Raw genomic sequence first — 25,590 nt, 5'->3', positions numbered from 1 at the left:
GTCGTTCCTGGCCATCGCCGGTATCCACCCCAACGGCTCCCTCGGCGTCATCCATCTACTCACCAGCGAGATCGCCACCTTGTGGGGGCAGGTCGGCGACCGCCGCTTCTCCTGCGTGGTCGGCGTCGAATACGACCCGCAAACCGGGGAACCAGTGCGGGCGGAACTGGCCAGCCCGCTCTACCGGCACAAGGACACCTGATGCGCGTCGCCTTCGCCAGCGAACCCGCCTACCCCGACCGGCCCAACGAAGACTTCATCGGCGCCACCGCCGACGCCGTCGCCCTGCTCGACGGCGCCAGCATCCCCCCAGGCGTCACCTCGGCCTGCTCCCACAGCGTGCGCTGGTACTCCCACACCCTCGGCTCCACCCTGCTCGCCGAGATGACCCAAAGCACCGGCCCCCTGCCCGAACTCCTCGCCCAGGGCATCAAGCACGTCACCTCACTGCACGACTTCACCTGCGACCTGACCCACGGCGGCTCCCCCTCCGCCACCGTCATCATGCTCCGCCAAACCGCCCGCCACCTCGACTGGCTCGTCCTCGGCGACTCAACCCTCGTCCTCGACACCGGCACCTACGAGCCGATGGTGATCTGCGACGACCGGCTAGAACAGGTCGCCGCCCCCCACCGCGTACGCCTCAACAGCTTGCCCGGCGGCACCCGCGAACACGCCGAAGCCCGCCGCGAGTACGTCGAAACCCTCGGCCAGTACCGCAACCGCGACGGCGGCTTCTGGGTCGCCTCCACCGACCCCCTCGCTGCCGACCAAGCCCTCACTGGCACCACTCCCGCCAATCAGGTACGCGCCGCGGCCGTGCTAACCGATGGAGCCGCCGACGCCGTCAGCCGCTATGGCCTAATGACCTGGCGACAGCTCCTCGACACCCTGGCTCAAGACGGCCCGGCCGAACTGATCCGCAGAGTCCGCGAAGCCGAGCGCTCCGACCCCCACGGCGAACGCTGGCCGCGTAGCAAGCCCAACGACGACGCAACGGCGGCCTACTGTCACATCACTTGACCTACTCCACCCACCACCAGCCGTTGCCAAGGTCGCGGACCGGATAGCCGACATCGCCTGCCGCGGTCTCTACCACCATCTGGCTGCCGTTTGGCAGGTAAGCGATCCCCGCCCCGGTCTCCCCACGCCACTGATCAATGAATACGGGCAGGTAGAGCGCGTTACCTTGCCGCTCGACCTTGCCGTTCACCGACAGGTGCTGCATCCATGAGGGCACCGTCATCGGTCGGCCGCTCTCATAGGCGTTAGCCAGTGCGGCGAAGGTGTCGCGATGGAGCCAGAACACCCCATCCACATAGAGGGCATTCCAGTCCGTCAAGCGGACACCGGCCCACACGATCAGCATGACCACGGTCGTCACGACACATCGGCCGTACGCCCTGCCCGCCAGATAGGCAAACGCAGTCTTCGTTGACCAGACGATCGCCCATCCCCAAGCCATCAAGATCACGATCCAACTGAGCCACAGGCTCATCCGGGAAAGCGGAATCCACAGGACTTCGAGGCCGACAAGGGCAAGCCACCCGGAGCAAGCAAACACGAGAAGCCGGGGAAGGCGTCTCCGCGATCCCGTCCGGACACAAGCTGCCACAGAGACAGTCTGATCATTGGGCTACGCGGCAGCCATCGGTGCGCGAGATATATGCATGCCCTTCACATTCGCCGCACAATCCCTCCCCTCGCGTAGCAGCCAACCCGACACTCGTTTACCCCCCTAGACAGTCCCTCTTGAGGCTTGCTATCGTCTTCCGCATAGCCCCCTAGACAGTTCTCGTCGCGGACCGGCCGCCACCGTCTAGGGGGGTGGACAAGGAGGTGGTGAACGTGGCACTGCAAGGACCCATCCCGATCAGCTTCGAGCTGCTGTTCCCGTACGGCTGCTACGTCGTGGGGGAGGTGACCGCGGCGAAGGACTTCGACGCCAAGCGGGACACCCAGGCCAAGGACAAGGTGACCGGCCTGCCGGTCTGGCAGGTCCCGGTGATGGACGCCGACCCCTCGCTTAAGGCCGCGCAGAAGACGGTGACCGTGAAGATCCTCGCCGAAGTTCAGCCGGTCGTCCCGCCGTCGCTGCCGGGTGTTCCCCTGGCACCGGCCGAGTTCGAAGGACTGGAGGTCAAGCCGTACGTCCATCAGGCGACGGGGCGGCTGGCCTACTCGATCTCGGCTCGGGTGATGCGGGCTCCACGCTCGGGGGCCGGCAAGTCCTCCGCTGCTGCGAAGGACGCGGCGTAATGGGGCGGCGGACGGTGCGGCCCTCGGCCGTGATCAGCCTCAACACTGGGTGCGGGGCCTCGGCCAAGACCATGCCGTACCCGGCCCGGACGCCGGTGCTGGCGCTGGACTTCGGCTCGACCTCGGTGCTGCTGACCACCTCGGACAGCGACCAGGTCAGCCCGGCCGATGTGGAGTTCGCCCGGCAGCTCGCCCGTGAGGCGGCCTCGTTCGCCCGGTCGGCCGAGCGGCGGTTTCACGGCCTGGCCAACGGCCGGGGGGTGGCCTGATGGCGCACGGTCCCTACACCCACGTGTCGATGTCGATCGACCCTGGCCAGCGGCCCCGTATCGGGATCTCGTTCTACGCCTCGATCACTCGGGCGCGTGCGCGGGTGCTGGAGTCCGGGCGGCCGTACCTGGTCCTGGAGTCCGACGAGGCGGACGTGACGGTCTCGACCACCGGGGCGGCCGGGCCGGTCACCGCCGCAGACCTGGACATCGCGTGGGAGATCTTCAACGCCGCCGCGCGGTACCTGGCCGACTGCGAACGCATCCACGCCGACCACGCCCAGGCCACCGACACGGCGGCCTGACACAAAGCGGGGCCGCTGGAAGCGGCAACTTCCGGCGGCCCCTCGGTCTCTCCCTGACTGCGAATCAAGAGAAGAGGAGTTCAGCTTATGCTCAAGCGCCTTCCCGGTGGCGAGGTCCGCAACCTCGTGTCCACTACTCCAGACACGGCGGTCGTGTTCAAACCGGCCGTCGTCCAGACCCCGGCGATCCTCACCGTCCTGGTCTTCCTCGGCCGTCTGGTCGCTGGGCTCGTTCGTACCCTCCTCGTCCATCCCATCGCGGTTGCGGTGCTCGCCGTGCCCGGCGTGATCTGGGTCCGGTACGGCTGGCCCGTCGTGGTGGCCGCTATCACCGTTCCCGGTTCGCTGTTGTTCGGCTGGGTGCTGGCTGACCGGGCGTCGTTCGCGCGCTGAGTCGGGTGGCGGGTGCTGGCCTTCTGGCGCCGGTTCTGGATCTACCGGCGGCACTGGCAACCGGTGATGATCGTGTCCGGGCTCGGCCGTCACCTCCAGGGCCGCGACTACCTGCCCCGCCTGCTCCGCGTCGACTGCGACGGCTGGGCCGACCGCGTCACCGTGCGCATGCTGTCCGGGCAGGCCGTCAAGGACTGGGCCGACCGCACCGACCACCTTGCCCACGGCTTCGGCTCCCCCTCCTGCCGCGTCGCAATGGCTCGGGCCGGGCGGCTCGTGCTCACCTTCCCCCGGCGTGACCCGCTCGCCGAACCCCTGCCCGCCGTACCCGTCCCGGAGGTGGCGGCGGTGGGACCGGTGGAGGTCGGCCGGTGTGAGAACGGCACGCCGTACCGGCTCAAGGTCCACGGCACTCACGTTCTTATCGCCGGGGCGACCGGGGCCGGAAAGGGCTCGTGGCTGTGGTCGACCATCCGCGGCCTGCTCCCCGCGATGCGTGCGGGCCTGGTGCAGGTCTGGGCGCTCGACCCCAAGCGAATGGAGCTGTCCTTCGGGCGGGCGCTGTTCGGGTCCCGGTACGCGGCCGATCCGAAAGAGTGCGCCGACCTGCTCGACGAGGCCGTGAACGTGATGCAGGAGCGGGCCGACCGATTCGCCGGCCTCCAGCGCTCACACACACCGACCGTCGCGGACCCGTTCGTCCTGGTGCTCGTCGACGAGGTCGCCTTCCTGACCGCTTACCAGTCGGACAAGGGCCTGCGTCAGCGCATCACGGCGGCCCTGGCCACGCTCACCACCCAGGGCCGGACGGTCGGCGTCGGCGTCATGGCCGCACTCCAGGACCCACGCAAGGAGGTCATGAACATCCGCAACCTGTTCCCCGACAAGATCGCCCTCCGGCTCGACGAGTCCGAACAGGTGGACATGGTCCTCGGCGACGGGGCACGGGACCGGGGCGCACTGGCCGACCACATCTCACCCGTCCCCGAGCTGGGCGCGGGAGTCGGCTACGTCCGGCTGGAGACCTCCCCCGATCCGATCCGGGTCCGGGCCGCGTACGTCTCCGACGCCGACATACGCGGGATGGTCGCCGAGTACGGCGGTCGAAGCGAGGCCGCATGAACAGCCCGGCGCACTTCCTCGACGGGCTGCGCTGCTCGGTCTGCGGCGTGCTCAACGTCCTGTGGCTCGACCCCATCCGCGGCCTGGTCGAGTGCCACGAATGCGGCCAGACCGCCCTCACCATCCCCGAGACCGCAGAGGAGGACAGTTGATCGACCTCACCGACGCCCACCAGAGCGGGGGAGACGAGCCGAACTCCCCCGCTCGGCCCAACGACCGGTCCACACCTCGGGCCGTCCGAATGGCGCAACCGCTGGCGCGGGACGTGGTCGAGGAGATCGCCAAGCAGTACGGGGTGTGCATCCGGCCGGTTCCGCTGCGGCGGCAGGACATCCTCACCGGGCAGGTTGAGGTCATCGACGTGCCGTGTGGGGCCACTTTGGAGAGCAAGTGCCCGCCGTGCGCCAAGCGCAACCGGCAGCTCCGCCGGGCGCAGTGCCGGGAGGGCTGGCACCTCGACCACGAACCCGTGAACCTTCCCGACAACGCCGACGAGTATCAGCGTCACCTCGTGGAGCTGCGCGCCGACGCTCAAGCCTGGCGGGACGAGGTCGAAAAGGCCGGCGGCGACACCACCGACCTCGACGCCGCCATCGAGGACCTGGACGAGGAGATCAACCGGGCCGGAATGCGCGGCAACGTCCTCGGCCGCACCTCGGGCAAGCGCTCGCGTTCGACGAAGCGGCGGCAGGATGCCCCGGACCTGCCCAAGCGGCAGATGACCAAGACCACGCTCGGGCGGACCTTCACCGGCTCGGACGGCACGACCTACCGGCCCTCGATGTTCGTCACGCTCACACTGCCGTCCTACGGGCGGGTGCTGGAGGGGGCGCCCCTCGATCCGGATCGGTACGACTACGCGCGGGCGGCCCGGGATGCGCTGCACTTCTCCAAGCTCGTGGATCGGTTCGTGCAGAACCTTCGCCGGGTGGCGGGCTATGACGTGCAGTACTTCGCGGCGGTCGAGCCTCAGAAGCGGCTCGCGCCACACCTGCACATGGCGATCCGCGGCACCCTCCCGCGTGCGGAGCTGCGGCAGATCATCGCGGCCACGTATCACCAGGTGTGGTGGCCCTCAACGGACACCGTCCGGTTCGAGGGGGACCACCTGCCCGCGTGGGAGGACGGGGCCGGCTACCTCGACCCGGCCACGGGGGAAGTGCTGCCGACCTGGGAACAGGCCCTCGACCGGCTCGATCAGGACGACGCGGCGGAACCCCTGCACGTGCTGCGCTTCGGCGACCAGCTCGACATACAGAGCGTGCTCGCCGGGACCCCGGACGCCGACCAGCTCATTCAGTACCTCTCGAAGTACCTGACCAAGTCCCTCGGCGACGCCCTCGGCACCGACGACCCACGCCGGAAGGCACACGCCGAACGGTTGCTGGAGGCGTTGCGGTTCGAGCCGTGCTCGCCGACCTGCCCGAACTGTCTCCGGTACGGGATCCAGCCCAAGGGCGCCAAGCCCGGCATGACTCCGGGCCGATGCAAGGGCAAGGCGCACAAGCCCGACCACCTCGGCTACGCGGGCCGCCGCGTCCTGGTCTCAAGGAAGTGGTCAAACAAGACCCTGACCGAGCACAAGCAGGACCGCCGCACCTGGGTCCTGGAAGCCCTCGGCATCGAAGACGCGCCGGTCGACCCCCACCGCTACATCTGGCGACCGGTCAAGCCCGGTGATCCCGACCTGGCCCCTATCGGTGTACGGCTCCTGCGGTCGGTCCACGAACGCCAACGCTGGCGCAACCACCTGGCCCGGCTCGACGCCGAGGCAGACGGACAAGTTCTTTCCGCAACCGAAGGGAGGGCAGCGTGATGGACAGACTCTTCTACCGACCCAAGGACGCGGCGGTCGCTCTCGGCATGAGCCGTACGGCGGTCTTCCGGCTGATCAAGAGCGGTGAGCTTCGCTCGATCAAGTACGACGGATACCGCCTCGTTCCGGCTGACGCCCTCCAGGAGTTCGCCCGACGTCTGACCGAGGCGGCGTGATGGCCGACCGCAAACCGAACGGGCGATCGTCCATCTACCTCGGCCAGGACGGTTACTGGCATGGCTGGGTGACCGTGGGCATCAAGCCGGACGGGTCCCCCGATCGCCGTCACCGGATGGGGAAGACGGAGGCGGAGGTCACGCGCAAGGTCCGCGAGCTGGAGGGCAAGCGCGAGACCGGGCAGGTCGCCAAGCCGGGCAAGATCCCGACCGTCGCCGAGTGGATGACCGAATACCTCGACGTGATCTGTGACCGGCTCGTGGCGTCGGGCAAGATGGCGCCTCGGACCCTCGACGACTACCGGTCCAAGACCCGCCACTGGATCATCCCGCTCCTCGGCCGACACCGCCTCGACCGGCTCGCTCCCGAGCACCTGGACAAGGCGTACGCGACGATGCTGGAACAAGGCCGCTCGTCGAGCACGGTCCTCAAGGTGCATCGGATCCTGTCGCGCGCCCTGAAGATCGCCGTACGCCGGAACAAGGTCACCAGGAACGTCGCCACGCTCATAGACGCGCCGGTCGCGGCCGATCCCGACCTTGAGCCGCTGACGCGGAACGAGGCGCGCAAGATCCTGGAGGCGGCCAAGTCACGCCGGAACGCGGCCCGCTGGTCGGTGGCTCTCGCCCTCGGCATCCGCCAAGGCGAAGCGCTCGGCCTCCGGTGGTCCTTCGTGGACCTCCAAACCGGCGTGATCAAGGCCTGGTACCAGGCGCAGCGGTCACCGTGGAAGCACGGCTGCGATGATCCCCACGAGTGCGGCAAGGAGTGGCACCGCTGGCCGTGCAAGCCGCGGTGCAGGGTCCACAAGCACGACCCCGGCTGTCCACAGGACTGCAAGAAGCGCGCCCACGTCTGCCCGACGCGGACATGCGCGAAGGACTGCACCGGCCACGCCGACCGGTGCCCGAAGCGTATGGGCGGCGGCATCGTCTTTCGGCAACGCAAGGGCCGCAGCCGGCTGACCCTCCAGTGCCCGCCCGAGCTGCTGCCGATCCTCCGTGAGCACAAGCAGCGCCAGGACGCCGAACGCGCGGAGGCCGGTGAGCTCTGGGAGGATCACGACCTTCTCTTCCCGACCCGCCGGGGCCGGCCGATGGAGCGCAGCGAGGACTACAAGATGTGGAAGGCACTCTTGCGCCAGGCCGGGGTAAGGGAAGCCCGGCTACACGACGCTCGCCACACGGCCGGGACGCTCCTCGTCGAGCAGGGCGTCCACATCCGGGTCGTGCAAGAGATCCTCGGCCACGCCCGCGTGACGACCACTGAGCGTTACACCCACATCGCCAGTCCTCAGGTGAAGGACGCCAGCGAGCGCATGGGGGCGGCCCTGTGGGGCGAGGACTGAAAGCGCCCCAACCCGAAGGCTGAGAGCAACTGCAACTAGAACTGCAACTAGAGGCCCTGTGGAGATCAAAAAGCCCCTCTCGCTGAAGCCAGCGAGAGGGGCTTTGAACTGCGGAGGCTCGGGGATTTGAACCCCGGATGGGCTTAAGACCCAAACCGCATTAGCAGTGCGGCGCCATAGACCTGACTAGGCGAAGCCTCCTGGTAGCGCGTTGCTCAGCACAGCGTACCGGCGATCGTCCAAGGCGGCAAAGCGGATTGCCGAGCGTCGTACTGGATCATTCCAGAGATCCCGCGCTGCGGGTGTTCGGATCGATACACAGCCCTTGTCCACAGGATGTGGACAAGGGCTGTGCGCACAGTGTGGATAACCCGCGTCAGCGCCGGCACAGGCTACGCCTGGCGGACGGCCTCGCCCTCGATCTCAATCTTGACCTTCTTGCCGACGAGGACGCCGCCGGTCTCCAGGGCCTGGTTCCAGGTCAGGCCGAACTCCTCGCGGTCGATCTCGGTCGCGGCTTCGAACCCGAAGATCTCCTGGCCCCACGGGTTGTTGGCGGCGCCGTTGAACTCGACCTTGAGCTCGACCTCCTTGGTCACGTCACGGACCGTGAGGTCGCCGACGAGCGTGAACTCGTTGCCCGACAGGTTGCTCACCCGCTTGCTGCGGAAGGTGATCTCGGGGAACTTGTCGGCGCTCAGGAAGTCGTCGCTGCGCAGGTGGCCGTCGCGGTCGGCCGCGCCGGTCTCGATCGTGCCCGCCTTGATGACGACGTCCACGCTCGACTCGAGCGGGTTCTCGGCGATGGAGATCTTGCCCTCGTAGTCGGCGAAGTGGCCGCGGACCTTGCTGACCATCATGTGCTTGACGACGAAGCCGACGCGCGTGTGGGCCTTGTCCAGCGCGAACTCGCCGGCCGTCGGGACCTTCAGGCCCTCCCACTCACGGATGCTCATGGCTGCTCCCCTGATTGTTGCTGTGCGGATGTCTCACTCAGCAAATGTCTACCGGAGAAATATTCCTCGCGTCAACTATCGTGGCGTAGACTTGGACCATGGACCCATTCGACGACCCCCGGCTCACGGCGATGGGCCTGTTCGCGGAGGTTTACGCCGGGCTGTCCAGCAAGAGCAGCCCCACACTGGCCGCCGCCGGACTCTCCGAGGCCGACTTCGAGACCCTGATCCGCCTTGCCCGATCTCCCGAACGACGGCTGCGGATGAGCGACCTCGCCGCCCAGACCTCGCTGTCCACGAGCGGGATCACCCGCGTGGTCGACCGCCTGGAACGCGACGGGCTCGTCGAACGGCATGCCTGCGCCACCGACCGCCGCGCCTCTTACGCCGTGCTGAGCGAGGCGGGAGCCGAACGCCTGCGGGCGGTGCTCCCCAAGCACATCGACGACATCGAGACCTGGTTCACCGGCCTGCTGACCGAAAACCAGCTCGCCGACTTCCTGGAGGCGCTGCGGACGATCCGCGACGTCGTACGGCCCTGCGCGACCGCCGGCGTACGGGAGGTGAGCAGGGCGCCGAGGGCCAAGACAGGCTGATATCCACCGGAACGTGATTCCTGGGAACCGACCGGACGGGGTGGCGTAAACGATCGTTTTCTGGTGGACTCCATAATCCAGGAAACGGCTCTCCGACAGCCGACGCAGCCCCCCGTACCCGAGCCCATGGAGCACCCGTGCGTTTCCCCTCGCACGCACTCGCCATCCTCGCCGCCGCCCTCGCGGTTCCCGTCGCCGCTTCCACCTCCGCGTTCGCCGCGGCCGCGGCGTCACCGAGCCCGAGCCCCAGCCCCAGCCCGACGCCCGCTCAGACGCAGACGCAGACGGCCGCCGCGACGAGCCCGAGCCCGCAACCGGTGGTCACCGTCACCAAGACGATCACGGCGAAGCCGGCCCCCAAGACGACGAAGACCACGGCCGCCAAGACGCCGAAGACGACGGCGGCCCGGCCGAAAGGCGTGCCGAAGGACACCGTCCAGGTGACCGTCAAGAAGATCCTGGACGGCGACACCGCGGATGTCGTCACCGCGAGCGGCAGGACCGTACGGATCGGCCTGCTGGAGGCGGACGCCCCCGCCAAGGGCGCCTGCTGGTCCGAGGAGGCGTTCGCCCGCCTCATGACCCTGCTCCCGCCGGGCAAGCCCGCGTACGTCCAGGCCGCCGAGCAGGTGCCCGAGCAGGGGCGCATCCTGATCTACCTGTGGTCGTCCACCGGCGTGTACGTCAACGGCGACATGGTCAGGACCGGCCTGGCCCAGGCCGTGAACTCCTTCCCCGAGCACAGCTTCACCGAGTGGCAATACTGGGAGCAGGTCCGCGCCCAGATGGACAAGCAGGGTCTGTGGTCGGGGTGCTGGGCCGCCGACACCTACGACAGGCGTTCGGGACAGGCCCCGTCGGGCACCGGCGGCGACGCCCTCACCCCGGCGCCGATCGAGCCGGTGGACGCGTCCCCGGCCCCGCCCGGCACGACGTACTCCCCCGAGCCCATTCCGCAGGGAAACACCGCCAACTCGGTCGCGGTCAGCCCCTCTCCGACTCCCAGCCCCAGCCCGGGTGCCACGACCGACCCCCGATACAACACGTGCGAAGAGGCGATCGCCGCGGGACACGGCCCGTACTACCGCGGGACCGACCCCGAGTACGACTGGTACATCGACAGCGACAACGACGGCAAGGTCTGCGAGAGATGACCGTCAGTTGACCCTTTTGCGGGCATCGGGCACGACCAGGTCGCCGCGCAGTTTGGCCATGCCGCGCGAGACCGAGCTCTTGACCGTGCCCACGCTGATCCCGAGAGTCCTGGCGATCTCGGGCTCGGTCATGTCCTCGTAGTAGCGCAGCACGATCGCCGTACGCTGCCGTGCGGGGAGACGGTCGAGCGCCTGCTCCAGCTCGTCGTACCGGTGCCGCGCGTCCTGCTGCACCGGTACGTCGGGAAGCTCCTCCGAGGGGTATTCCTCCAGCTTGCGCCGCCGCCACCAGGAGATGTTGATGTTCACCATCGCCCGCCGCACGTAGCCGTCGAGCGACGACCGATCACGGATGCGGTCCCACGCGAGGTACGTACGCGCGAGAGCGGTCTGCAGAAGGTCTTCGGCGTCGCAGGGGTTGCCGGTCAGCTGGTTGGCCACGCGGAGCAGGGCCGCCCCGCGAGACTGGACGTACGTGCGAAACTCCTCATGGTTCACGATCTGGGATCACCAACCCGGCCAGAGAGGCATCTCGTGCCAGAATCGCAGCCGCGCCGCTGGATCCGGCTGAACCGAAATCCAGGTTTCGCACCTACCTGGGCAAAGAGCGGGCAAGCCGGTGGCGGCCCGTCGCCCATGCCGTACGTCCTGCCGGGCTGTGGTTTGCCCGAAACAGGTGGCAACGCCTTGCACCGGGAGGAGGAAAATTGATCCCGGACGACACTATCGCCCGGAAAACCACCTCTCCATCCCTGTCGGGCATGTGAGGCTGGAGAGCGTGGGAGGGGCGATGCCATACAGGACCGGAGAGCGCAGACGGAAGCTGGCTGCGGCCGTTCTCGGCCGCGACCCCCGGCCCGCGCCGCGGTCGCCGGAGGAGACCGAGCCGTTCGACGTGGTCAGCGGCGAACTGCTCGACGTGAGCCCGCACCTGCTCATCGTCGAGACCGCCGACGGCGAGCAGCGGCGCCTGGTGATCGCGCCGTGGGCGACCGCGTGGCGCGGGAGCACCGTGGCGCCCGCCGACCTGCCGGCCGGGGCCCGGATCGTCGTCCGGGCGCTGCGCGGCGGCACGGTCGCCGAGCGCATCTGGGCCGACATCACCCGGATCACCGGCGTCATCCGGGAGGTCGGCGGCCGGCGCGACCTCACCGTCGAGCTCTACTGCGGCCCTCACCGCCGGGAACGGTCCATCGTCGTGCCCTACCGCTCGTCCGGCCGTATCCGGGTGCGGCATCCCAAGCTGGAGCCGGGCTACCTGTTCGACGCGATCGGGCTGCTCGACCAGGGCACGGCGCTCGCGCATCTGCCCGCGACCTCGCAGCCGCCCTACCGGGCCGCGGCCGTGCCCCCGCCCCAGGCGTCGTACGGCGGAAACGAGACGGGCATCTCAGGCACGGCGGTATGGGCGGATCTTCCCGACTTCGCGGACCTCCCAGACCTCCCGGACCTCCCGCACTTCGCGGGGAAGGGCGTCGCCTATCCCATGCTCGAACGCGAGGACACCGGCTGCGGCGACGCGGGCGTCTCCTGCGCCGGCCTGCCCTATCTCGCGCTGGGCTCGGTGCTGCGTGTACGCAACGTGTGCGATGGCCGGGCGGACGCGCTGCCGATCGTCGCGTGCGGGTGCCTCACCGGGCGGTTCTGCGACCGATGTCTGGAATGCGGTACGTCCCCGCGCGGGAGGATCGTGGAACTGACCGCGTCCTCGTACGTAGCGCTCGGTGGAGACTTGACCAAGGGCTGCTTCAATGCCCGCGTCGGATTGGGGTGACCGGTGCTTTCGACCATCGCGGCTGCCGCGCTGCCGATCCTCGTGGTGACGCTGGCGCTGGGCGGCGTCGCCAAGCTGGCCACGGTCGGGCGAGAGACGTCGCCGGGCGCGCTGGCCCGGCTCGGCCCGGCGGTGCTCATGCCGGAACGCTTCGCCAAGGCCGCCATGATCGCCTGCGCCCTGGTCGAGTTCGCGCTTGCGGCCGGGCTGCTGGTCGTGGACCACCCGGTCGCCCGGTGGCTGCCGGCCGTGTTCTTCGCCGTGGCGACGTACGTGCTGTGGGATCTGCGCAGGCGGCGGCCGGACGTGGGGTGCGGCTGCTTCGGAGACGTGAGCGACACCCCGGTCGGGCTGCGGTCGATCGGCCGGGCCGCGGCGCTGACCGCGATGGCGGCCCTGGTCGGGGCCACGGACCTCACGGGACTGCCGCACGTCACCGCGGAGACCGCGGCCTGGATGGGCGGAGGGGTCGCCCTGCTGCTCGGCTGCTCACCCGAGATCGACGGGGTCGTCTCGCGCCTGCGTCATCGGGCACCGTGTGAGCAGCGGCCGATGCCGCCCGGGCGGGCGCTGTCGCGGCTGCGGGCCAGCACGGCGTGGCGGGCCCACGCCGGGTCGCTGCTGGCGGACGAGCCGTCCGACATGTGGCGTGAACTGTGCTGGCGGTTCTTCGTCTTCCCGGCTCAGGGCGATGCGGAGGTGGTGTTCGCCGTGCAGCTGAGCGGCCGGCGTCCCGCCGTACGGGCCGTCGTGGTCGGGGCGGACGGCCAGGTGCTCGCCCCCGATGAGCTCGGCGACGCCTCTCTGCGGGAATCTACGCCTGTATCGGCCTGACGCTATACACGCGTAGATTCCCGCATCGAGGTCTTTCACTTCAGCTCTCTACGGCTCTCTAGCTTCCCCTCTAGAAAGCCGTAGAGAGGTCGATGGGCGCGCCGCTCAGAGCGGCTGCGCGCGGAGGAACCTCCCGAAATGCGGCACGGTGAATCCGATCACACCGCGCTCGGCGCTGTAGATCAGGCCTTTCTTGATCAGGCTGTCGCGGGCCGGAGACAGGCTCGACGGCTTGCGGCCCAGCGCCTCGGCCACCTCGGCGGTCGGCACCGGGTCGTCCCCGAGCTGGGCCATGGCGTGCATGTAGTCGCGCTCGGCGGGGGTGGCCCGCTCATATCGGCTGCCGAAGAAGCCCACCGCGAGCTCCTCCTCGGCCTCAGGGGCGGACACCTTGATGTCCTCGGCGGTGATCGGGCTGCGCGGGGCGAGGTCCCAGGCGACCTTGCCGTACGCCTGGACGAAGTAGGGGTAGCCGTCGGCCGCCTCATACAGCGCGTCGAGCGCGTCGGGGGTGAACTCGACGTCCTCGCGGGCGGCCGGGGCGATGAGCGCCAGGTCGGCGGCGTCGCGGTCGAGCCGGTCGATGCGGGCGTATCGGAACAGTCGCTCCGAGTAGCTCTTGCTCGCCGACAGCACGCTCGGCAGGTGGGGCAGGCCGGCGCCGACGACGATCAGCGGGCCCCCGTTCTGCGACAGCTCGTGGCAGGCGGCGCACAGGGCCGAGACGTCGGGCGCCTGCACGTCCTGCATCTCGTCGATGAACAGCGCGATGCCGACACCGAGGTCGGTCGCCACGCCCGCGGCGTCGACGAACAGCTCGGTCAGGTCGATCTCCAGGTCGCCGGAGTCGGCCCGGCCACGCGCGGCGGGCACGTCGATGCCGGGTGACCAGTGCGAGGTGCCCTTGGCCGCGGCGGGGTCGCGCATCGCGAACGCCTTGAGCACGCCGAGGAACTCCTCGATGCGCTCGGGGGCGCGGTGCCGGGGCGCGAGCTCCCTGATGGCCATGTGCAGCGCGGCGGCCACCGGACGGCGGATCGACTGGTCGGGCCTGGCCTCGATCTTGCCGGTGCCCCACAGCCGCTGCATGGCCATCGACTTGAACGTGTTGAGCAGGACGGTCTTGCCCACGCCGCGCAGGCCGGTGAGGACCATGCTCCGTTCAGGGCGGCCCCGGGCGACCCGCTCGAGCACGATCTCGAACTGCTGCAGCTCGCGGTCGCGTCCGGCGAGTTCCGGGGGGCGCTGGCCGGCGCCGGGGGCGTAGGGATTGCGCACGGGGTCCACGCTCTCGGACTTTATGACGGGATATAGCGGCCGTCGTAGATTTCCGTAGAGAGCGGTACGGCGTGTCGCCCGGCGCGGCCGCGGCACGCACCGCCCGGCGGTGGGCGGAGCCTGAGCCGGGACGACCGGGACGACGACGGGCGGAGCCGGGGAGGGCACGACCGGATCGAACACCACGGGCGCGGCGCCGGCCGGAACAGGGGCGACGGACACCGTGGAAACAGCCATCACACACCCCTAACCAGCCAGGACTCGACCGAACCCGTGTTCGATCCGATGGCCAAGACTGTAGCGCGTCATCGAACACCTGCGCGAGCTTTCCACGAAAGCTCCGTCAAACGCCGTCGTTCACGGGCTCTCACACCCCCGCTGTCGCCGGCCCGGCGACGGCTTGCGCACTCCCCTGGGCGGTCAGCTCCAGTAGTCGCGCTCGGGGAGCCGCACCCACATGTCGGGCTCCCCGGCGATCGGTGCGGCGTCGTCCAGCCGCAGGCCCGCTCCGGCACAGCAGTACGCCACGGGGTTGTGGTGATAGAGGTACTCGGCGAGGATCTCCCCGGCCGGTCGCTCCGGACAGGGACTGCCGCCGCCGGGGTGGGTGTCCCAGTCCACGATCTCGCCGTCCCGGGTGACGCTTCCCTGGTTGCCGCTCTTGGGGTTGGCGAACATGGCGTAACAGACGGTGCCGGCCGACAGGAGCTTCGTGACGCCGGGCATGTACGGCCCGTATCCCCACGGCTGGCTGACGACGCAGCCGCCCGGCACGTCCGTGACGCCGACGACTCCAAGGCTCTCGTCCATGAAGGACCAGGGATCTTCTGCGATCTCCTCGACCTCGGCAGCGTCGGCCGGGACCGCCTCCAGACGGCGCACCACTTCCGCCGCACCGATCCCGGCGACACAGGCCAGCCCCATCCCGTCGTCATAGGAATCCCCCACAGCGGCGATCAGATGCCGGGCTTCGGCCACGGCGGCGACCTCGGCATCGGACAGACCGGGCCGGCCGGCGGGATCGCCGAACAGGTCGGGGGTCGGCGTGGCCAGGCTGAGCCGCCCGGGCGACCACCCGTTCATCATCGGCCGCCATGGGTCGGCACCGGCCTGCGCCAACACCCGGGCGTTGTCCGGGCGGTCGGCGAAGACGGCCGCCCACAATGCCGTGCGGCCCTCGTGCTCGGCGTCGACGTCGTCGACGCGGGCGGCCAGCTCCGCCACCACGTCGGGAGAACCGCATTCGGCGGCCGCGTGCAATGGCCGTCTGTGGAAGAACCCACCGATATTCGGGTCGGCGCCCGCGTCGAGCCGGGCACGGATCAGCCTCAGGTTCTTCCAGGAGTCCCAGCCGATGCCTGACCAGTCTGCTTCGCGGGCGACAGCCATGACGCTCCCTCGGTGAGTAGGTACGCCGATCATGGCGTGGCCCACCGACAGTTTCGCCGGCTCTGCGCGCCGAGCCGGCGACGAGGCAGATTAGGTGATCGAAGCTAGTCCTGTTCCAGGGCGGCGAGGTCCTCCGGCGTCAGCCGGATCCGTCCCGCCCCCATGTTCTCCTCCAGGTGGTCGAGAGAGCCCGTGCCGGGAATGGCGAGCGCCACGGGCGAGGTCGCCAGCAGCCACGAGAGCGCGATCTGCGCGGCGGTGGCACCGTGGCGCTCCATGACCGGAGTCAGGCGCGTCCGGTCGATGGGCCGCAGCCCGCCGCCGAGCGGGAAGAAGGGTGCGAAGGCGACGCCGTCCTTCTCGCACCGCGCCAGGAGCTCGGTGTCGCCCCGATCCTGCACGTGGAAGCTGTTCTGCACGGCGGCCACAGGGGCGATCGCCAGCGCCTCGTCCAGATGGGCGGCGTCGACGTTGCTGATACCCAGGTGCCGGATCAGCCCCTCCTCGCGCAGCTCGGCCAGGACCGCGAACCTGTCCGAGAGCGATTCTCCGCTCGGCGGGTTCAGGCCGCCGATCCGCAGATACACGAGGTCGAGCCGCTCCACGCCGAGAGTGCGCAGGTTGTCCTCCACCAGCCCGCGCAGCTCGGCCGGACCGGCCTGCCCGCCCGGCACGCCGTTCTCATTCAGCAGGGGGCCGACCTTGGTCGCGATCACCAGGTCGTCCGCGTACGGCGCGAGCGCCCGGCGGATCAGGTCGTTGGCCGCCACGTGCTCTCTGCGGTAGAACCAGGCGGTGTCGATGTGGTTCACTCCGAGCTCGACGGCGCGGCGCAGCACGGCGACGCCCGTCTCCGGGTCGCGGACGGCGCCCTGGAAGGTGCCGGTCGGCAGCCGCAGGGCCCCGAAGCCGAGCCGGTGAACGGGAAGGTCGCCGCCGAGGAGGAATGTGCCGCCGGGCGCGGCGTTCGTGTTCGTCGTCATACCCGTCAGCCTCGTGCGCCCGAGGACGACGGCCAACACGATGGCAGCAAGCTGCCACGTGCGGCGGGGTCATAATGAGTGGGTGGCAGCCGACAAGGTCATGACAGTCCGCGGCGACGCGGAGCTCATGGCCCGTGCCGCTCATCTGTTCACCGGTGCCCGGCACGAGTTCGTGTGCGCGGCCCGCGATCTCGACACGTGGTCGCGGCCCGAGGCGCGGCGGTCGATGGCCCGGCGGAAGCCCGGCTCCGTCGCTTCCGGCCTGACCGTCAAGAAGCTGTTCACTCCCGTCGCCCTCGCCGACGAGGCCGCGCGGGCGCACCTGCGCGAGGTCGTGGCCAACGGCGTCGAGGTGCGCATCAGCTCCACACCGCTGCCGCACGAGACGATCGTCATCGACCGGCGCGTGATGATCCTCGCCGAACGGGACGGGCCCGGCCCCCGTGAGTACACCGTGACCACCTCGCCCACGCTGGTGAACGGCGTGTACTCCCTCTTCGCGGCCGCCTGGGACGCCGCCACCGAGCTGACCGCCTACCTGCGCGGCGACGCGCCGCACCTCGACGACGACAGCCGGGCCGTCCTGCGCGCGCTCGGCGCGGGCTACACCGACGAGACCGCGGCGCGGCATCTCGGCCTGTCGTTGCGTACGTACCGCAGGCGCGTCGCGGAGCTCATGGAGACGCTGGAGGCCGATTCACGCTTCCAGGCGGGGCTGCGCGCGGGCGAACTCGGGCTCACGGGCTAGCGGCGCCCCCGCCCCGCCCGGTCGCCGGCAGTGCGACGATCAGTGCCAGGGAGCCGATGGGAAAGGGAGCCACCGATGGCGCATCCGGAGCAGCGGCGCCTGCCACGTGTCGCCGCCTACGCGAAGGTGTCCACCGCGCTCGCCCTGATGAGCGACCGCCGGCTTGCCGCGCTCTTACGGGAGGCCACCCCGCTGGGCGCCGGCATCGGCGGAACGTCGGCTGTCCTGGACGTCGAGGGCGTGCGGATCTTCGTCAAGCGGATCCCCCTGACCGACCTGGAACTTCGCCCCGGCAACCGCATGTCCACGCGGAACGTGTTCGGGCTGCCGGGCTTCTACCAGTACGGCGTGGGGTCGGCGGGGTTCGGGGCCTGGCGTGAACTGGCCGTCCATCAGATGACGACCAACTGGGTCCTGGCAGGTGAGTTCGCCGGCTTTCCGTTGGCGTACCACTGGCGGGTGCTGCCTGCCCCGGCCCCTCCTGTCGGACTGTTCTCGGAGTTCGGCGGTCTGGAGGGCGCCGTGGCGCACTGGGGCGGCGCACCCGCCGTCCGGAGGCGCCTGGAGGCGCTTGATCGCTCCACCATGAGCATCGCCGTCTTCCTTGAGCACATTCCGCAGACTCTGGGCTCCTGGCTGGCCGACAGGGAGGTCTCGGCGTTTCCGCAGGTGGAGAGGGAACTGGCCGAGGGGGTCGCATTCATGAGGAGCCGACACCTGATCCACTTCGACGTGCACTTCCGCAACGTTCTCACGGACGGAGACCACCTGTACTTCTCCGATTTCGGTCTCGCGCTCAGCTCCCGTTTCGAGCTCTCCGCCTCGGAATCGGACTTCCACGTCACGCATCGGGACTACGACCACGACTACGTCATGGCCCACTTGGTGAACCAGCACCTCGCCGAGCGGGTTAGCGGTGGCGCGGATCGGCGGCGCTTCGTCCGGGACTGGGCCGACGGCGACAGGCGATCCGGCGTCGCCGGATCGGCCGCCGTGATCCTTGACAAGCATGCGGCAACGGCAGCGGTGATGGACGATTTCCACCGGCGCCTCTGCGAGACCAAGCAGGCGCGCTATCCGGCGGACGCGTTCGGCCGCATTCGGTGCGGGGCTGCTTCCGACGCCTGATGAGGCTCTTGCGCCTCGGCCTGGTGTCACCGGCCCCCGTCGCCGGAACGCCTACCGCAGCGTGTGCGGGAGCACGAGGGCCGCCGCGGCGACCAGGGTGAGCAGTCCCAGGTAGGCGAGGACGAGCCGGGTGTCCCTGAGATAGCACTTGCTCCTGGTCAGCCCCGCGCGGCGGGCCCGCCAGTATCCGGCGAATCCCAGGGCCGCGAATCCGAGCACGGCCCACGCCCCGAACAGCCAGGCGAGCAGCGCCACCGTCGCGTAGACGCACAGCTTCAGCGGGTCGTACGGCTTGGCCTGCCCGCCGTCGGACGCCTGGGCCGTCTCGGCGGCGCGCGCCTGTTCGTAGGCGACGCCGGTCGGCCGGTCGCCGGGCTCCCCGCGCGGGAGGGTCATGTGATCTCCAGCAGCGGGAGCCGTACGCCGGCGTCGGCCGCGGCGACGGCGGACAGGCGCTGACGCGCGAGCGCCGACCAGGCCTGGACCGCGCAGAACGGCGCGCACTGGTCCTGGTCGGAGCGGGTGCCGACGTGGACACAGCACTGCACCAGGCGCTCCTCCAGCATCGTGGACATGTCCATGAAGGGCTTGACCGTGATGCGTACGACCCGTTCGCCCAGCAGCCGGCGCAGCCGTTTCCTGCGGCCGGGCAGGGCGGACGACGCGAGCGTCAGCAGGGTCGTCAGCCCGAGGTCGCAGTTTTCGCAGATGTCACGCCAGACCTTGCCGATCTCGGGGTGCGACAGCGACGACTGCTCCGACAGCAGGCCGAGCAGTGACTCCTGAACGGCCATGCGGAGCTGGCGGGGGATCTCCGAGTCGGCGATGCGGTTGGAGACGAGCCCCAGGTTCTCCTTGAGGCGGTCGTGCCCGATCAACGCGGTCAGCGAGCGCCACCGGTCGGCGTCATCCTTGATCATGTAGCCGACCGAGCAGCAGTGCGGATGCGAGCAGGGCAGCGCGGTCAGGTCGCGCCAGGTGACGAGGCCGTCCGTCTGGGGGCCGAGGCGCTTGAGCACCCCGGTGTGGGTGAGCCGGTCCATCGGGTCGATCGCGCCGGACCGTCCCGAGCCGAACTGCGGCTGGATCGAGACCCCGCCGACGTACGGCGTGTCGAGGGCCAGGCGCACCACGTCGCCGATCTCGCCGTCGTTCACGCCGAGGGCGGCCGTCATGACCAGCGTCGTGAAAATCTCCCGCTCCGACAGCCGCCGCAGCGCCTCCGCCTTGAGCCGCCGCAGGTCACCACCCCTGTGGTGCCGGGACGCCTCGGCTGACACGCCGTCGTACTGCAGGTAGACCTCGACGCGCTCGCGGTGCTCGGTGAGCAGGTCGAGCAGGGCATCGTCCCTGGCCACCAGGAGTCCGTTGGTGTTGATCAGGATGCGGGTGACGGGCCGGGCGGTCAGTTCGGCGAGCAGCTCGGGCAGATCGGGGTGGAGGGTCGGCTCGCCGCCGCTGAGCATGAGCACGTCGAGACGGCCGTTCTCGCGGGCCAGGCGCTGGTCCACGTTGGCGAGCACCTCCCGGACCGGCACGATCCCCCGCAGGTCGGGCGAGGAGTCGGTGAAGCAGGTCGGGCAGCGCAGGTTGCACGCCTCCGCCACGTCCTCAAGGAGGATGCACGTGTGCTGGGTCTGCATCTCCGGCAGCCCGCGCAGGTAGGCCTCCGGGACCGGATCGAAGTTGCCCGCAACGTCGGGCAGATGCGCCTTGGTGGGAGCGGTCCACTCCTCCAGGTAGGCGAGGATCTCCGGGTCCTCGTCGTAAAGGGTCCTGACCATGCCGTGGACACGGCAGCCGCGCTCCAGGTAGACCCGCCCGTCGCGGGATGCGAGCCGGCCGGACAGGCGCGGCACCTCCGCCAGCGGGCGGTCCGGCCGCTCGTCGTGGCAGCGCGGGCAGAACGCGTTGACGTAGCGGAGGACGCGGTCTCCCCGCAGGGGCATTCCGGTGGTCACAGAAAACCGTCCGTGTAGAGCGAGGGGTTGACGCCGGTGCAGAAGCCGGCGGTGAAAATCGTCAGGAGCGCCCAGCCGATCATCAGGCCCATCCCGAGCCCCCGGGACCAGGGCTTGCGGAGGAGGATCAGCAGCGTCCCGCCGCCGAACGCGATCAGGGCAAGGACCACGGCTCCGCCCACGAGCGCGAGGTTCTTGTTGTCGCTCGCGGCTCCGTCCGCCACCGCGAGGGTCGCGAGGAAGAGCACGAAATTGACGATCACGTAGGCCACGACCCCCACGATCGCCAGCGCGATGACCACACCGGCCGTGTTCGAGGGCGGGGGCGGCGGCCACGCGCGCGGCGGGCCGTACGGACCGTGAGGCGGCTGCGGGCCGGAGGGGCCGTAGGACTGCGGCGGGCCGGCCGGGCCTTGAGGCGCGTGCGGTGGAGGACCTGCCGGGCCTTGAGAAGGCTGCGGACCGGCGGGGCCGTACGGCCCGCCGGGAGGCGGCGGAACGGGCGGCTGCTGCCGGGAAGGGTCGCCCGGCTGCGGATCGCCCGGCTGCGGGTCGTGCGGCCGCTCGGGCGGCTCGGGGGGTGTGCTCATCTCTCCTCCTCGCCCGCGGGCGACAGCCGGACGGCCGGTAACAGCGGTCGCCGCTCGCCCCGGAAGGGGAGCAGCCGATCGTAGAACCCCTTGCGATATCCGATCCCGAGGCGGATGCCGAGGAGCGTCAGCCCCAGGACGAGGAACCACTGCGGGCGGGTCAGGTCGAGCCAGACCGTCTCGTTCGCCCTGGTGAACTCGACGAGGAACCGGAAGACGGCGTACGCGCCCAGATAGAGGGTGAACAGCTCGCCCGGCCTGTCGACCCGGCTCCGCGCCCACAGCAACGCGCCGAAGGCGGCGAGCTGGAACACGGTCTCGTACAGGTATGAGGGGTGCATGGCCTGCCCGGACACGCAGCCGGGGCATTCCGGCACGGTGGCGGGCGCGTGGACGCCCCAGGGAAGGCTCGTGGGACGGCCGGGGGCCTCGGTGAGGAAGCAGCCGATGCGGCCGACGGCCATGCCGAGCGCGACGGCGGGCGCGAACAGGTCACCGGTGCGCTCCCGGTAGCCGATCAGCCGTTTCGCCACCAGCACTCCGACATACGCGCCGGTCAGGCCGCCGAGGATGCTCCGGGCGCCGAACATCCACGCCTCGACGAGACTGGGATTGAGCGCGGGGTCGAGATGCTCGGCCCAGCCGGACAGCCGCATGCCGATCGCCCCGCCGACCAGCGCGCCGGTGACGGCGACGAGCGACTCCTCCCGTAATGCTCCCCTGCGCCGCGCCTCCAGGACGAACACCACGCTCGCGAGGATCACGCCGAGACCCACGAAAAACGCGTGGGTCGGCACGCTCACCCCGCCGAAACGTAGTTGCTCAAGCACGACGCCACCCTAACTGCGGCCCCCGACGATTCCGATCGTCAATTCATACGGCTTGCAGCTCCTTAATACGGCGATTCCGGCCAATTGCTCCGGGCTTTGTCCACAGGAGTCCCGTTGTCCACAGGAGCGAGCGCAACCCGCGTACGCAGGTCTCGGCCGCGGGTAACCTGCGCCTATGACCTCCTTGTGGAACCGCAGGTCAGCGGTAGTGATGGCGGCCCTCGTCGGGATGACCGGCTGTGCCGGGGTCGGCGACGCAGGCGCGTCCGCCACCGCCCGGACCCGGGTGTCCGCGCCCGTCCTGGCGTCATCGGCACCGGGCTCGTCCACGCCTGCCGCTCCCTCCTCCGCACCGGCCTCCGCGCCGGCCTCCTCCACCCCCGCCACCTCGTCGTCCGACACGCCCGCGCCGAGCCCGAGCGGGCCGCCGCCCTTCTCCGCCAAGATCGAGAAGGTGTCCCGCGACGACGTCCGATACTCCTGGCGTCCGGGCTGCCCGGTTCCGCTGAGCGGGCTGCGGAAGATCACCATGACCTACTGGGGCTTCGACGGCCAGGCCCACACCGGCACGCTCGTGATCAACAAGAAGGCGGCCGAGGACGTGGCCTCCGTCTTCGGGAAGCTCTACGAGATGCGCTACCCCATCCGCCGGATGGTGCCCGTCGACGTCTACAAGGGCAGCGACTACGACTCCATCGACGCCGACAACACCTCGGCCTTCAACTGCCGCAACGCCACCGGCTCCGGCAGCTGGTCCAACCACGCGTACGGGCTGGCGGTGGACGTCAACCCGCGCGAGAACCCGTACGTCTACGCGGACGGCTCGCACGCCCACCGCAACGCGGACGCGTTCGTGGACCGGCCGCTCAAGAAGCCCGGCGTGATCAACAGCGGAGACCGCGTGGTGCGGGCCTTCGCGCGGATCGGCTGGGGCTGGGGCGGCTCCTGGTCCGGCGCCAAGGACTACCAGCACTTCTCCGAGAACGGCCGGTAGTAGCTGCAGAGCCTCTCACTCCGCCCCCTCCCGGGCCGTCTCCGGCGCCGCGTTCGCCTTCACATACCGCGCCCGCGGCTGAAGGAGGTCCTGAACCGCCCGCAGAGGCCCGTACGGCTCGCGCCACCGTGCCGGGCGCGAGCCGTCCGTACGTTCGTCAGCTCTTCTTGAAGGACCAGACGCCGTCAGCCTTGATGGTGACGAGGATCGTCCCGCTGGGCAGCGGGACCTCACCGTGCCAACTGCCGATCTCGTTGACGAGCAGTTCCCTGCTCGTCTCGGTCCAGGCCTCGACGATGAAGTTCGCGCTCCCCGAGTGCCGTGCGTTCACCGTCGTGAGGCCGGCACTCGGCGGGGCGACGATGGCCACCTCGTCACCACGGCCCGTGAGCGAGGCGCCGGACCAGACGCGGGCCATCGACAACGGCTTCAGGACGATCGTCCACGCCCCGTCGGCCTGGATCTTCAGCGCGGCCGTATCCTTGCCGTCCTCCTCGTTCAGCAGGACGCTCCCCTTGTAGTCGCCGATCTCGTTGACGATCGCGCCCTGCTCGGCGCCGCCCGGGTCGAGCGGGGAGACGATGAAGTTCGCGCCTCCGCGATGGGTGAGCGTGACCAGCCATACGGCCGACCAGTCGCTCTTGCGCAGCTTGAGGACCTTCGCCCCGGCGCCGCTGTAGGTGCGCGGCTTGGGCTGCGGGCTGGGCGGCGAGGACGGTTCCTCGCTCGCGCCGGCCTTCTCGGCCGCCGTGGCGTTGGAGTCGGCCCGCGCGCTCGACTTGTGCGTCTTCGCCGCGGTGCTTGTCGTGCTCGGTTTGTCGGAGGCGAGAGACCCGATGGCGGCCATGCAGCCGAAGAGCAGGACGAACGGGAGCCCGATCACCAGCAGCCAGAAACCGGGCCCCTTGCCCTTCTTCCGATGCGGCGGCGGGGGTTGCCAGGCGGGTGGCTGCTGAGCAGGCCCGCCGAACGGAGGCTGGTGGGGGTGTCCGCCGTACGGGTGCTGGCCGGCGGGTGGTCTGTGGGGGCCGTTCGGGGGGCTGGGCTGCCAGTGCATGCCGTTACTCCAGAGGCTCGGGTTGCTCCGTGCGGTAGGGGACGTGCTCTCGGCGGGCAGGGTTGGCGGCCGAGATTGGACCGTTGCAAAGCCTCATCGAGCGCTGCCCGGGATCGCATGCAACGGGGGATTTGCCCAGAACAGGTCAGAACGGGTCGAGGGCGCCGCCCGGCACGCGTGACACCACACCGGCACAGTGGTGGGTGGCGGCCCCGCCGCCTCAGATGCGCGGCCAGTCGCCGGACCGAACCGGCAGGCGGGAGCCTCAGCCCCGGCTCCGCCGCTCCCCTTCGGAAGCACCGCGAGCACATCCGCTCGACGTCGGCCGGCGTCCGCACGATGTGCGGAGGCCCCCGACCACCATCGCTCCGCGTACGGGACGGTGGGCGGGGGCGCCCCGCCGGTGACCTCGGCGGACCGTGCCGTACCCGGGGGGACGTCGGGTCAGGGCGTGACCGGCCTGCCGCCGAAGGTCACGACGAGGTGGCCGTCCGAGGCGAACGACCAGCCGAGGGCGCCGGTGTAGGAGGAACACCGGGATCCGTTCGAGCCCGTCCAGAACTGGTTGGAGCCGTCCACGTTGCCGACCGTCTTGTCGTTGGACCCGCTGCCGCTGCGGCAGGAGGTGTTGCCGCGGAAGACCGAGGTGCCGGTGTCGAAGGAGAAGTTGCGCTCGGTGTTGTCGATGCCGACGTTGTCCGAGATCGTCATCGTGCCCGGGTTGCTGTTGTAGGTGAACCCGTGGTGGCCGTTGCGATAGGCGATGTTGCGACGGACCACGTGGTTGACGGCGATCTTGTCGCCGCCGAGCTTGTAGCCGTTGCGGTCGCCGGCGCCGGCCTGGCCGCCGCTGGTGAGGGTGCCGTTGTTGTAGGCCAGGGAGTCCTCGATCGTGACCGGCCCGATGGCTCCCGTGTCCGTCTTGGTGTAGAGGTCCCAGCCGTCGTCGATGTTGTTGTGGGACACGTCGTAGCGGAAGACGTTGCCCGTGCCGGTGGTGAGCTTGGCGGCGAAGCCGTCGGCGTCCTCGCCGTCGGAGTCGGCGTTGTCGTGCGACTCGGAGCTCAGGATGAGGTTGTTGGACGGCCACTGGTCGCGCGGGGTGCCGGAGGCGATCCGCCCGAGCTGCAGCCCGGTGTCGCGGTTGAAGCGGGTCACCGTGCGCTCGATGATGTTGTCGCTGCCGCCGACGTAGATCCCGTTGTCGCCGGCACGCTCGACGACGATGCCGTACACGTGCCAGTAGGAGCCGTTCACGGTGAGCCCGCGGTTCGACGAGGACTCGCTCTGTGCGGAGAAGTTCAGCACCGGGGTCTCGCCGGGGTAGGCGGACAGGGTCTTGCGGGCGTTCGAGGTGCCGTTGTTGCCCGGTGCGATGGTGATCGTCTGCGTGAAGTCGTATCGCCCGCCGCGCAGGTAGATCGTGCCGCCGGGGGCGATGCGGGTGATCGCCGCGGTGAGGGTCGTCGGGTCCGTCTGCGTCCCCGACGCGCCGTCCCTGCCGTTCGGCGACACGTACAGCGCGCCGCTCGACGGTGTGGGCGACGGCGTGGGGGAGGCCGACGGCGAGGGTGAGCGCGTGGGGGTGGGAGTGGGCGAGGGAGTGGGCGAGGGTGAGCGCGTGGGTGA

General features: G+C 69.9%; 27 protein-coding genes, 1 tRNA gene and 2 pseudogenes. 17 read left to right on the top strand and 13 right to left on the bottom strand.

The genetic code is table 11. The features are described from left to right. Window positions 1–202, top strand: a pseudogene (locus tag FLX08_RS41040) (sigma-70 family RNA polymerase sigma factor); the annotation flags it as partial. Further along, window positions 202–1,023: a protein phosphatase 2C domain-containing protein gene (locus FLX08_RS37950; RefSeq protein ID WP_142625091.1), complete on the top strand. Its 822-nt coding sequence runs from the start codon at window positions 202–204 to the stop codon at window positions 1,021–1,023. The pseudogene FLX08_RS41040 and the gene FLX08_RS37950, both read left to right, overlap by 1 nt. A 1-nt stretch (window position 1,024) precedes the next feature. On the opposite strand, the gene FLX08_RS37945 is transcribed toward FLX08_RS37950, so the two are convergent. Continuing rightward, window positions 1,025–1,498 (bottom strand): hypothetical protein, encoded by a 474-nt coding sequence (locus FLX08_RS37945; RefSeq protein WP_142625090.1) that lies wholly within the window; start codon window positions 1,496–1,498, stop codon window positions 1,025–1,027. A gap of 350 nt (window positions 1,499–1,848) precedes the next feature. On the opposite strand from FLX08_RS37945, the gene FLX08_RS37940 reads away from it, so the two are divergent. From FLX08_RS37940 to FLX08_RS37910, 8 genes and pseudogenes are all read left to right on the top strand, one after another. Continuing rightward, the gene (locus FLX08_RS37940; RefSeq protein ID WP_142625089.1) at window positions 1,849–2,259 is read left to right on the top strand and encodes a plasmid replication, integration and excision activator; all 411 of its coding nucleotides are present in this window, start codon (window positions 1,849–1,851) and stop codon (window positions 2,257–2,259) included. Continuing rightward, window positions 2,259–2,528, top strand: coding sequence for a hypothetical protein (locus tag FLX08_RS37935; RefSeq protein ID WP_142625088.1), 270 nt, complete (start codon window positions 2,259–2,261; stop codon window positions 2,526–2,528). Before FLX08_RS37940 ends, FLX08_RS37935 begins: the two co-directional genes overlap by 1 nt. After that, window positions 2,528–2,833 (top strand): hypothetical protein, encoded by a 306-nt coding sequence (locus FLX08_RS37930; RefSeq protein ID WP_142625087.1) that lies wholly within the window; start codon window positions 2,528–2,530, stop codon window positions 2,831–2,833. Before FLX08_RS37935 ends, FLX08_RS37930 begins: the two co-directional genes overlap by 1 nt. Window positions 2,834–2,920: 87 nt before the next feature. Continuing rightward, window positions 2,921–4,348: pseudogene (locus tag FLX08_RS37925) on the top strand (FtsK/SpoIIIE domain-containing protein). Beyond that, entirely contained in the window at window positions 4,345–4,500 is a 156-nt protein-coding gene (locus tag FLX08_RS41035) for a hypothetical protein (RefSeq protein WP_167530734.1), read from the top strand. The pseudogene FLX08_RS37925 and the gene FLX08_RS41035 overlap by 4 nt, the downstream one beginning before the upstream one ends. 89 nt (window positions 4,501–4,589) lie before the next feature. Beyond that, window positions 4,590–6,164, top strand: a complete 1,575-nt coding sequence (locus tag FLX08_RS37920; RefSeq protein WP_142625096.1) for a replication initiator — start codon at window positions 4,590–4,592, stop codon at window positions 6,162–6,164. Further along, complete coding sequence (locus FLX08_RS37915; RefSeq protein ID WP_142625095.1) at window positions 6,164–6,340, top strand: helix-turn-helix domain-containing protein; 177 nt, start codon at window positions 6,164–6,166, stop codon at window positions 6,338–6,340. The genes FLX08_RS37920 and FLX08_RS37915 overlap by 1 nt, the downstream gene beginning before the upstream one ends. Next, window positions 6,340–7,689, top strand: coding sequence for a tyrosine-type recombinase/integrase (locus FLX08_RS37910; protein ID WP_208761925.1), 1,350 nt, complete (start codon window positions 6,340–6,342; stop codon window positions 7,687–7,689). The genes FLX08_RS37915 and FLX08_RS37910 overlap by 1 nt, the downstream gene beginning before the upstream one ends. 111 nt (window positions 7,690–7,800) lie before the next feature. Here FLX08_RS37910 and FLX08_RS37905 read toward each other — a convergent pair. Next, window positions 7,801–7,890: transfer RNA gene (locus FLX08_RS37905), tRNA-Ser, on the bottom strand. Between the two features lie 191 nt (window positions 7,891–8,081). Further along, on the bottom strand, window positions 8,082–8,645 hold the full coding sequence (locus tag FLX08_RS37900; protein WP_142625086.1) for a YceI family protein: 564 nt from the start codon (window positions 8,643–8,645) through the stop codon (window positions 8,082–8,084). A gap of 98 nt (window positions 8,646–8,743) precedes the next feature. On the opposite strand from FLX08_RS37900, the gene FLX08_RS37895 reads away from it, so the two are divergent. After that, entirely contained in the window at window positions 8,744–9,241 is a 498-nt protein-coding gene (locus tag FLX08_RS37895) for a MarR family winged helix-turn-helix transcriptional regulator (protein WP_142625085.1), read from the top strand. A gap of 137 nt (window positions 9,242–9,378) precedes the next feature. Next, window positions 9,379–10,395, top strand: coding sequence for a thermonuclease family protein (locus FLX08_RS37890; RefSeq protein ID WP_142625084.1), 1,017 nt, complete (start codon window positions 9,379–9,381; stop codon window positions 10,393–10,395). A 3-nt stretch (window positions 10,396–10,398) separates the two neighbouring features. Here FLX08_RS37890 and FLX08_RS37885 read toward each other — a convergent pair whose 3' ends face one another. After that, window positions 10,399–10,896, bottom strand: coding sequence for a SigE family RNA polymerase sigma factor (locus tag FLX08_RS37885; protein ID WP_142625083.1), 498 nt, complete (start codon window positions 10,894–10,896; stop codon window positions 10,399–10,401). A gap of 289 nt (window positions 10,897–11,185) precedes the next feature. On the opposite strand from FLX08_RS37885, the gene FLX08_RS37880 reads away from it, so the two are divergent. Next, entirely contained in the window at window positions 11,186–12,169 is a 984-nt protein-coding gene (locus FLX08_RS37880; protein ID WP_142625082.1) for a hypothetical protein, read from the top strand. Window positions 12,170–12,172: 3 nt separating this feature from the next. Further along, window positions 12,173–13,003, top strand: a complete 831-nt coding sequence (locus FLX08_RS37875) for a MauE/DoxX family redox-associated membrane protein (RefSeq protein ID WP_142625081.1) — start codon at window positions 12,173–12,175, stop codon at window positions 13,001–13,003. A 105-nt stretch (window positions 13,004–13,108) separates the two neighbouring features. Here the strand turns inward: FLX08_RS37875 and FLX08_RS37870 are convergent, their stop codons facing one another. The 3 genes from FLX08_RS37870 to FLX08_RS37860 all read right to left on the bottom strand — a co-directional run bounded on the left by FLX08_RS37870 (window position 13,109) and on the right by FLX08_RS37860 (window position 16,653). Beyond that, a complete protein-coding gene (locus FLX08_RS37870; RefSeq protein ID WP_142563752.1) occupies window positions 13,109–14,290 on the bottom strand; it encodes an ATP-binding protein in 1,182 nt (393 codons plus the stop codon). 411 nt (window positions 14,291–14,701) lie between these two features. Then, complete coding sequence (locus FLX08_RS37865; RefSeq protein ID WP_142625080.1) at window positions 14,702–15,670, bottom strand: ankyrin repeat domain-containing protein; 969 nt, start codon at window positions 15,668–15,670, stop codon at window positions 14,702–14,704. A 104-nt stretch (window positions 15,671–15,774) separates the two neighbouring features. Further along, window positions 15,775–16,653: an aldo/keto reductase gene (locus tag FLX08_RS37860; RefSeq protein ID WP_142625079.1), complete on the bottom strand. Its 879-nt coding sequence runs from the start codon at window positions 16,651–16,653 to the stop codon at window positions 15,775–15,777. Window positions 16,654–16,735: 82 nt separating this feature from the next. Between FLX08_RS37860 and FLX08_RS37855 the strand changes: the two genes are divergently transcribed. Next, window positions 16,736–17,401: a helix-turn-helix domain-containing protein gene (locus FLX08_RS37855; RefSeq protein ID WP_142625078.1), complete on the top strand. Its 666-nt coding sequence runs from the start codon at window positions 16,736–16,738 to the stop codon at window positions 17,399–17,401. A 75-nt stretch (window positions 17,402–17,476) separates the two neighbouring features. Continuing rightward, window positions 17,477–18,529, top strand: coding sequence for a protein kinase (locus tag FLX08_RS37850; RefSeq protein ID WP_142625077.1), 1,053 nt, complete (start codon window positions 17,477–17,479; stop codon window positions 18,527–18,529). Window positions 18,530–18,580: 51 nt separating this feature from the next. Here the strand turns inward: FLX08_RS37850 and FLX08_RS37845 are convergent, their stop codons facing one another. The 4 genes from FLX08_RS37845 to FLX08_RS37830 are packed head-to-tail and all read right to left on the bottom strand — an operon-like array spanning window position 18,581 to window position 21,910. Next, window positions 18,581–18,925 (bottom strand): hypothetical protein, encoded by a 345-nt coding sequence (locus FLX08_RS37845; RefSeq protein ID WP_231514203.1) that lies wholly within the window; start codon window positions 18,923–18,925, stop codon window positions 18,581–18,583. Next, window positions 18,922–20,490: a radical SAM protein gene (locus FLX08_RS37840; RefSeq protein WP_142625076.1), complete on the bottom strand. Its 1,569-nt coding sequence runs from the start codon at window positions 20,488–20,490 to the stop codon at window positions 18,922–18,924. Before FLX08_RS37840 ends, FLX08_RS37845 begins: the two co-directional genes overlap by 4 nt. Next, window positions 20,487–21,080 (bottom strand): hypothetical protein, encoded by a 594-nt coding sequence (locus tag FLX08_RS37835; RefSeq protein WP_142625075.1) that lies wholly within the window; start codon window positions 21,078–21,080, stop codon window positions 20,487–20,489. Before FLX08_RS37835 ends, FLX08_RS37840 begins: the two co-directional genes overlap by 4 nt. Then, on the bottom strand, window positions 21,077–21,910 hold the full coding sequence (locus tag FLX08_RS37830) for a prolipoprotein diacylglyceryl transferase (RefSeq protein ID WP_167530733.1): 834 nt from the start codon (window positions 21,908–21,910) through the stop codon (window positions 21,077–21,079). Before FLX08_RS37830 ends, FLX08_RS37835 begins: the two co-directional genes overlap by 4 nt. A 175-nt stretch (window positions 21,911–22,085) precedes the next feature. Between FLX08_RS37830 and FLX08_RS37825 the strand changes: the two genes are divergently transcribed. Further along, window positions 22,086–22,904, top strand: a complete 819-nt coding sequence (locus FLX08_RS37825; RefSeq protein ID WP_244313186.1) for a M15 family metallopeptidase — start codon at window positions 22,086–22,088, stop codon at window positions 22,902–22,904. A gap of 157 nt (window positions 22,905–23,061) precedes the next feature. On the opposite strand, the gene FLX08_RS37820 is transcribed toward FLX08_RS37825, so the two are convergent. Both FLX08_RS37820 and FLX08_RS37815 read right to left on the bottom strand, forming a co-directional pair. Beyond that, on the bottom strand, window positions 23,062–23,961 hold the full coding sequence (locus FLX08_RS37820) for a hypothetical protein (protein ID WP_142625074.1): 900 nt from the start codon (window positions 23,959–23,961) through the stop codon (window positions 23,062–23,064). Between the two features lie 444 nt (window positions 23,962–24,405). Continuing rightward, a partial coding sequence (locus tag FLX08_RS37815; RefSeq protein ID WP_142625073.1) for a right-handed parallel beta-helix repeat-containing protein occupies window positions 24,406–25,590 on the bottom strand: 1,185 nt, incomplete at its 5' end.

Origin of the sequence: Microbispora hainanensis, assembly GCF_006874475.1 — a bacterium.
Lineage (GTDB): Bacteria > Actinomycetota > Actinomycetes > Streptosporangiales > Streptosporangiaceae > Microbispora > Microbispora hainanensis.
The sequence above is the reverse complement of the archived record's forward strand: the minus strand, read 5'-3'. Positions and strand labels throughout refer to the sequence as shown.

What these genes read in the sequence shown, in the direction of transcription:
- FLX08_RS37950 (WP_142625091.1), top strand. Translation starts at nt 202, where the DNA reads ATGCGCGTCGCCTTCGCCAGCGAACCCGCCTACCCCGACCGGCCCAAC.
- FLX08_RS37945 (WP_142625090.1), bottom strand. Translation starts at nt 1,498, where the DNA reads ATGAGCCTGTGGCTCAGTTGGATCGTGATCTTGATGGCTTGGGGATGG.
- FLX08_RS37935 (WP_142625088.1), top strand. Translation starts at nt 2,259, where the DNA reads ATGGGGCGGCGGACGGTGCGGCCCTCGGCCGTGATCAGCCTCAACACT.
- FLX08_RS37930 (WP_142625087.1), top strand. Translation starts at nt 2,528, where the DNA reads ATGGCGCACGGTCCCTACACCCACGTGTCGATGTCGATCGACCCTGGC.
- FLX08_RS41035 (WP_167530734.1), top strand. Translation starts at nt 4,345, where the DNA reads ATGAACAGCCCGGCGCACTTCCTCGACGGGCTGCGCTGCTCGGTCTGC.
- FLX08_RS37920 (WP_142625096.1), top strand. Translation starts at nt 4,590, where the DNA reads ATGGCGCAACCGCTGGCGCGGGACGTGGTCGAGGAGATCGCCAAGCAG.
- FLX08_RS37915 (WP_142625095.1), top strand. Translation starts at nt 6,164, where the DNA reads ATGGACAGACTCTTCTACCGACCCAAGGACGCGGCGGTCGCTCTCGGC.
- FLX08_RS37910 (WP_208761925.1), top strand. Translation starts at nt 6,340, where the DNA reads ATGGCCGACCGCAAACCGAACGGGCGATCGTCCATCTACCTCGGCCAG.
- FLX08_RS37900 (WP_142625086.1), bottom strand. Translation starts at nt 8,645, where the DNA reads ATGAGCATCCGTGAGTGGGAGGGCCTGAAGGTCCCGACGGCCGGCGAG.
- FLX08_RS37895 (WP_142625085.1), top strand. Translation starts at nt 8,744, where the DNA reads ATGGACCCATTCGACGACCCCCGGCTCACGGCGATGGGCCTGTTCGCG.
- FLX08_RS37880 (WP_142625082.1), top strand. Translation starts at nt 11,186, where the DNA reads ATGCCATACAGGACCGGAGAGCGCAGACGGAAGCTGGCTGCGGCCGTT.
- FLX08_RS37865 (WP_142625080.1), bottom strand. Translation starts at nt 15,670, where the DNA reads ATGGCTGTCGCCCGCGAAGCAGACTGGTCAGGCATCGGCTGGGACTCC.
- FLX08_RS37860 (WP_142625079.1), bottom strand. Translation starts at nt 16,653, where the DNA reads ATGACGACGAACACGAACGCCGCGCCCGGCGGCACATTCCTCCTCGGC.
- FLX08_RS37850 (WP_142625077.1), top strand. Translation starts at nt 17,477, where the DNA reads ATGGCGCATCCGGAGCAGCGGCGCCTGCCACGTGTCGCCGCCTACGCG.
- FLX08_RS37845 (WP_231514203.1), bottom strand. Translation starts at nt 18,925, where the DNA reads ATGACCCTCCCGCGCGGGGAGCCCGGCGACCGGCCGACCGGCGTCGCC.
- FLX08_RS37835 (WP_142625075.1), bottom strand. Translation starts at nt 21,080, where the DNA reads ATGAGCACACCCCCCGAGCCGCCCGAGCGGCCGCACGACCCGCAGCCG.
- FLX08_RS37825 (WP_244313186.1), top strand. Translation starts at nt 22,086, where the DNA reads ATGACCTCCTTGTGGAACCGCAGGTCAGCGGTAGTGATGGCGGCCCTC.
- FLX08_RS37820 (WP_142625074.1), bottom strand. Translation starts at nt 23,961, where the DNA reads ATGCACTGGCAGCCCAGCCCCCCGAACGGCCCCCACAGACCACCCGCC.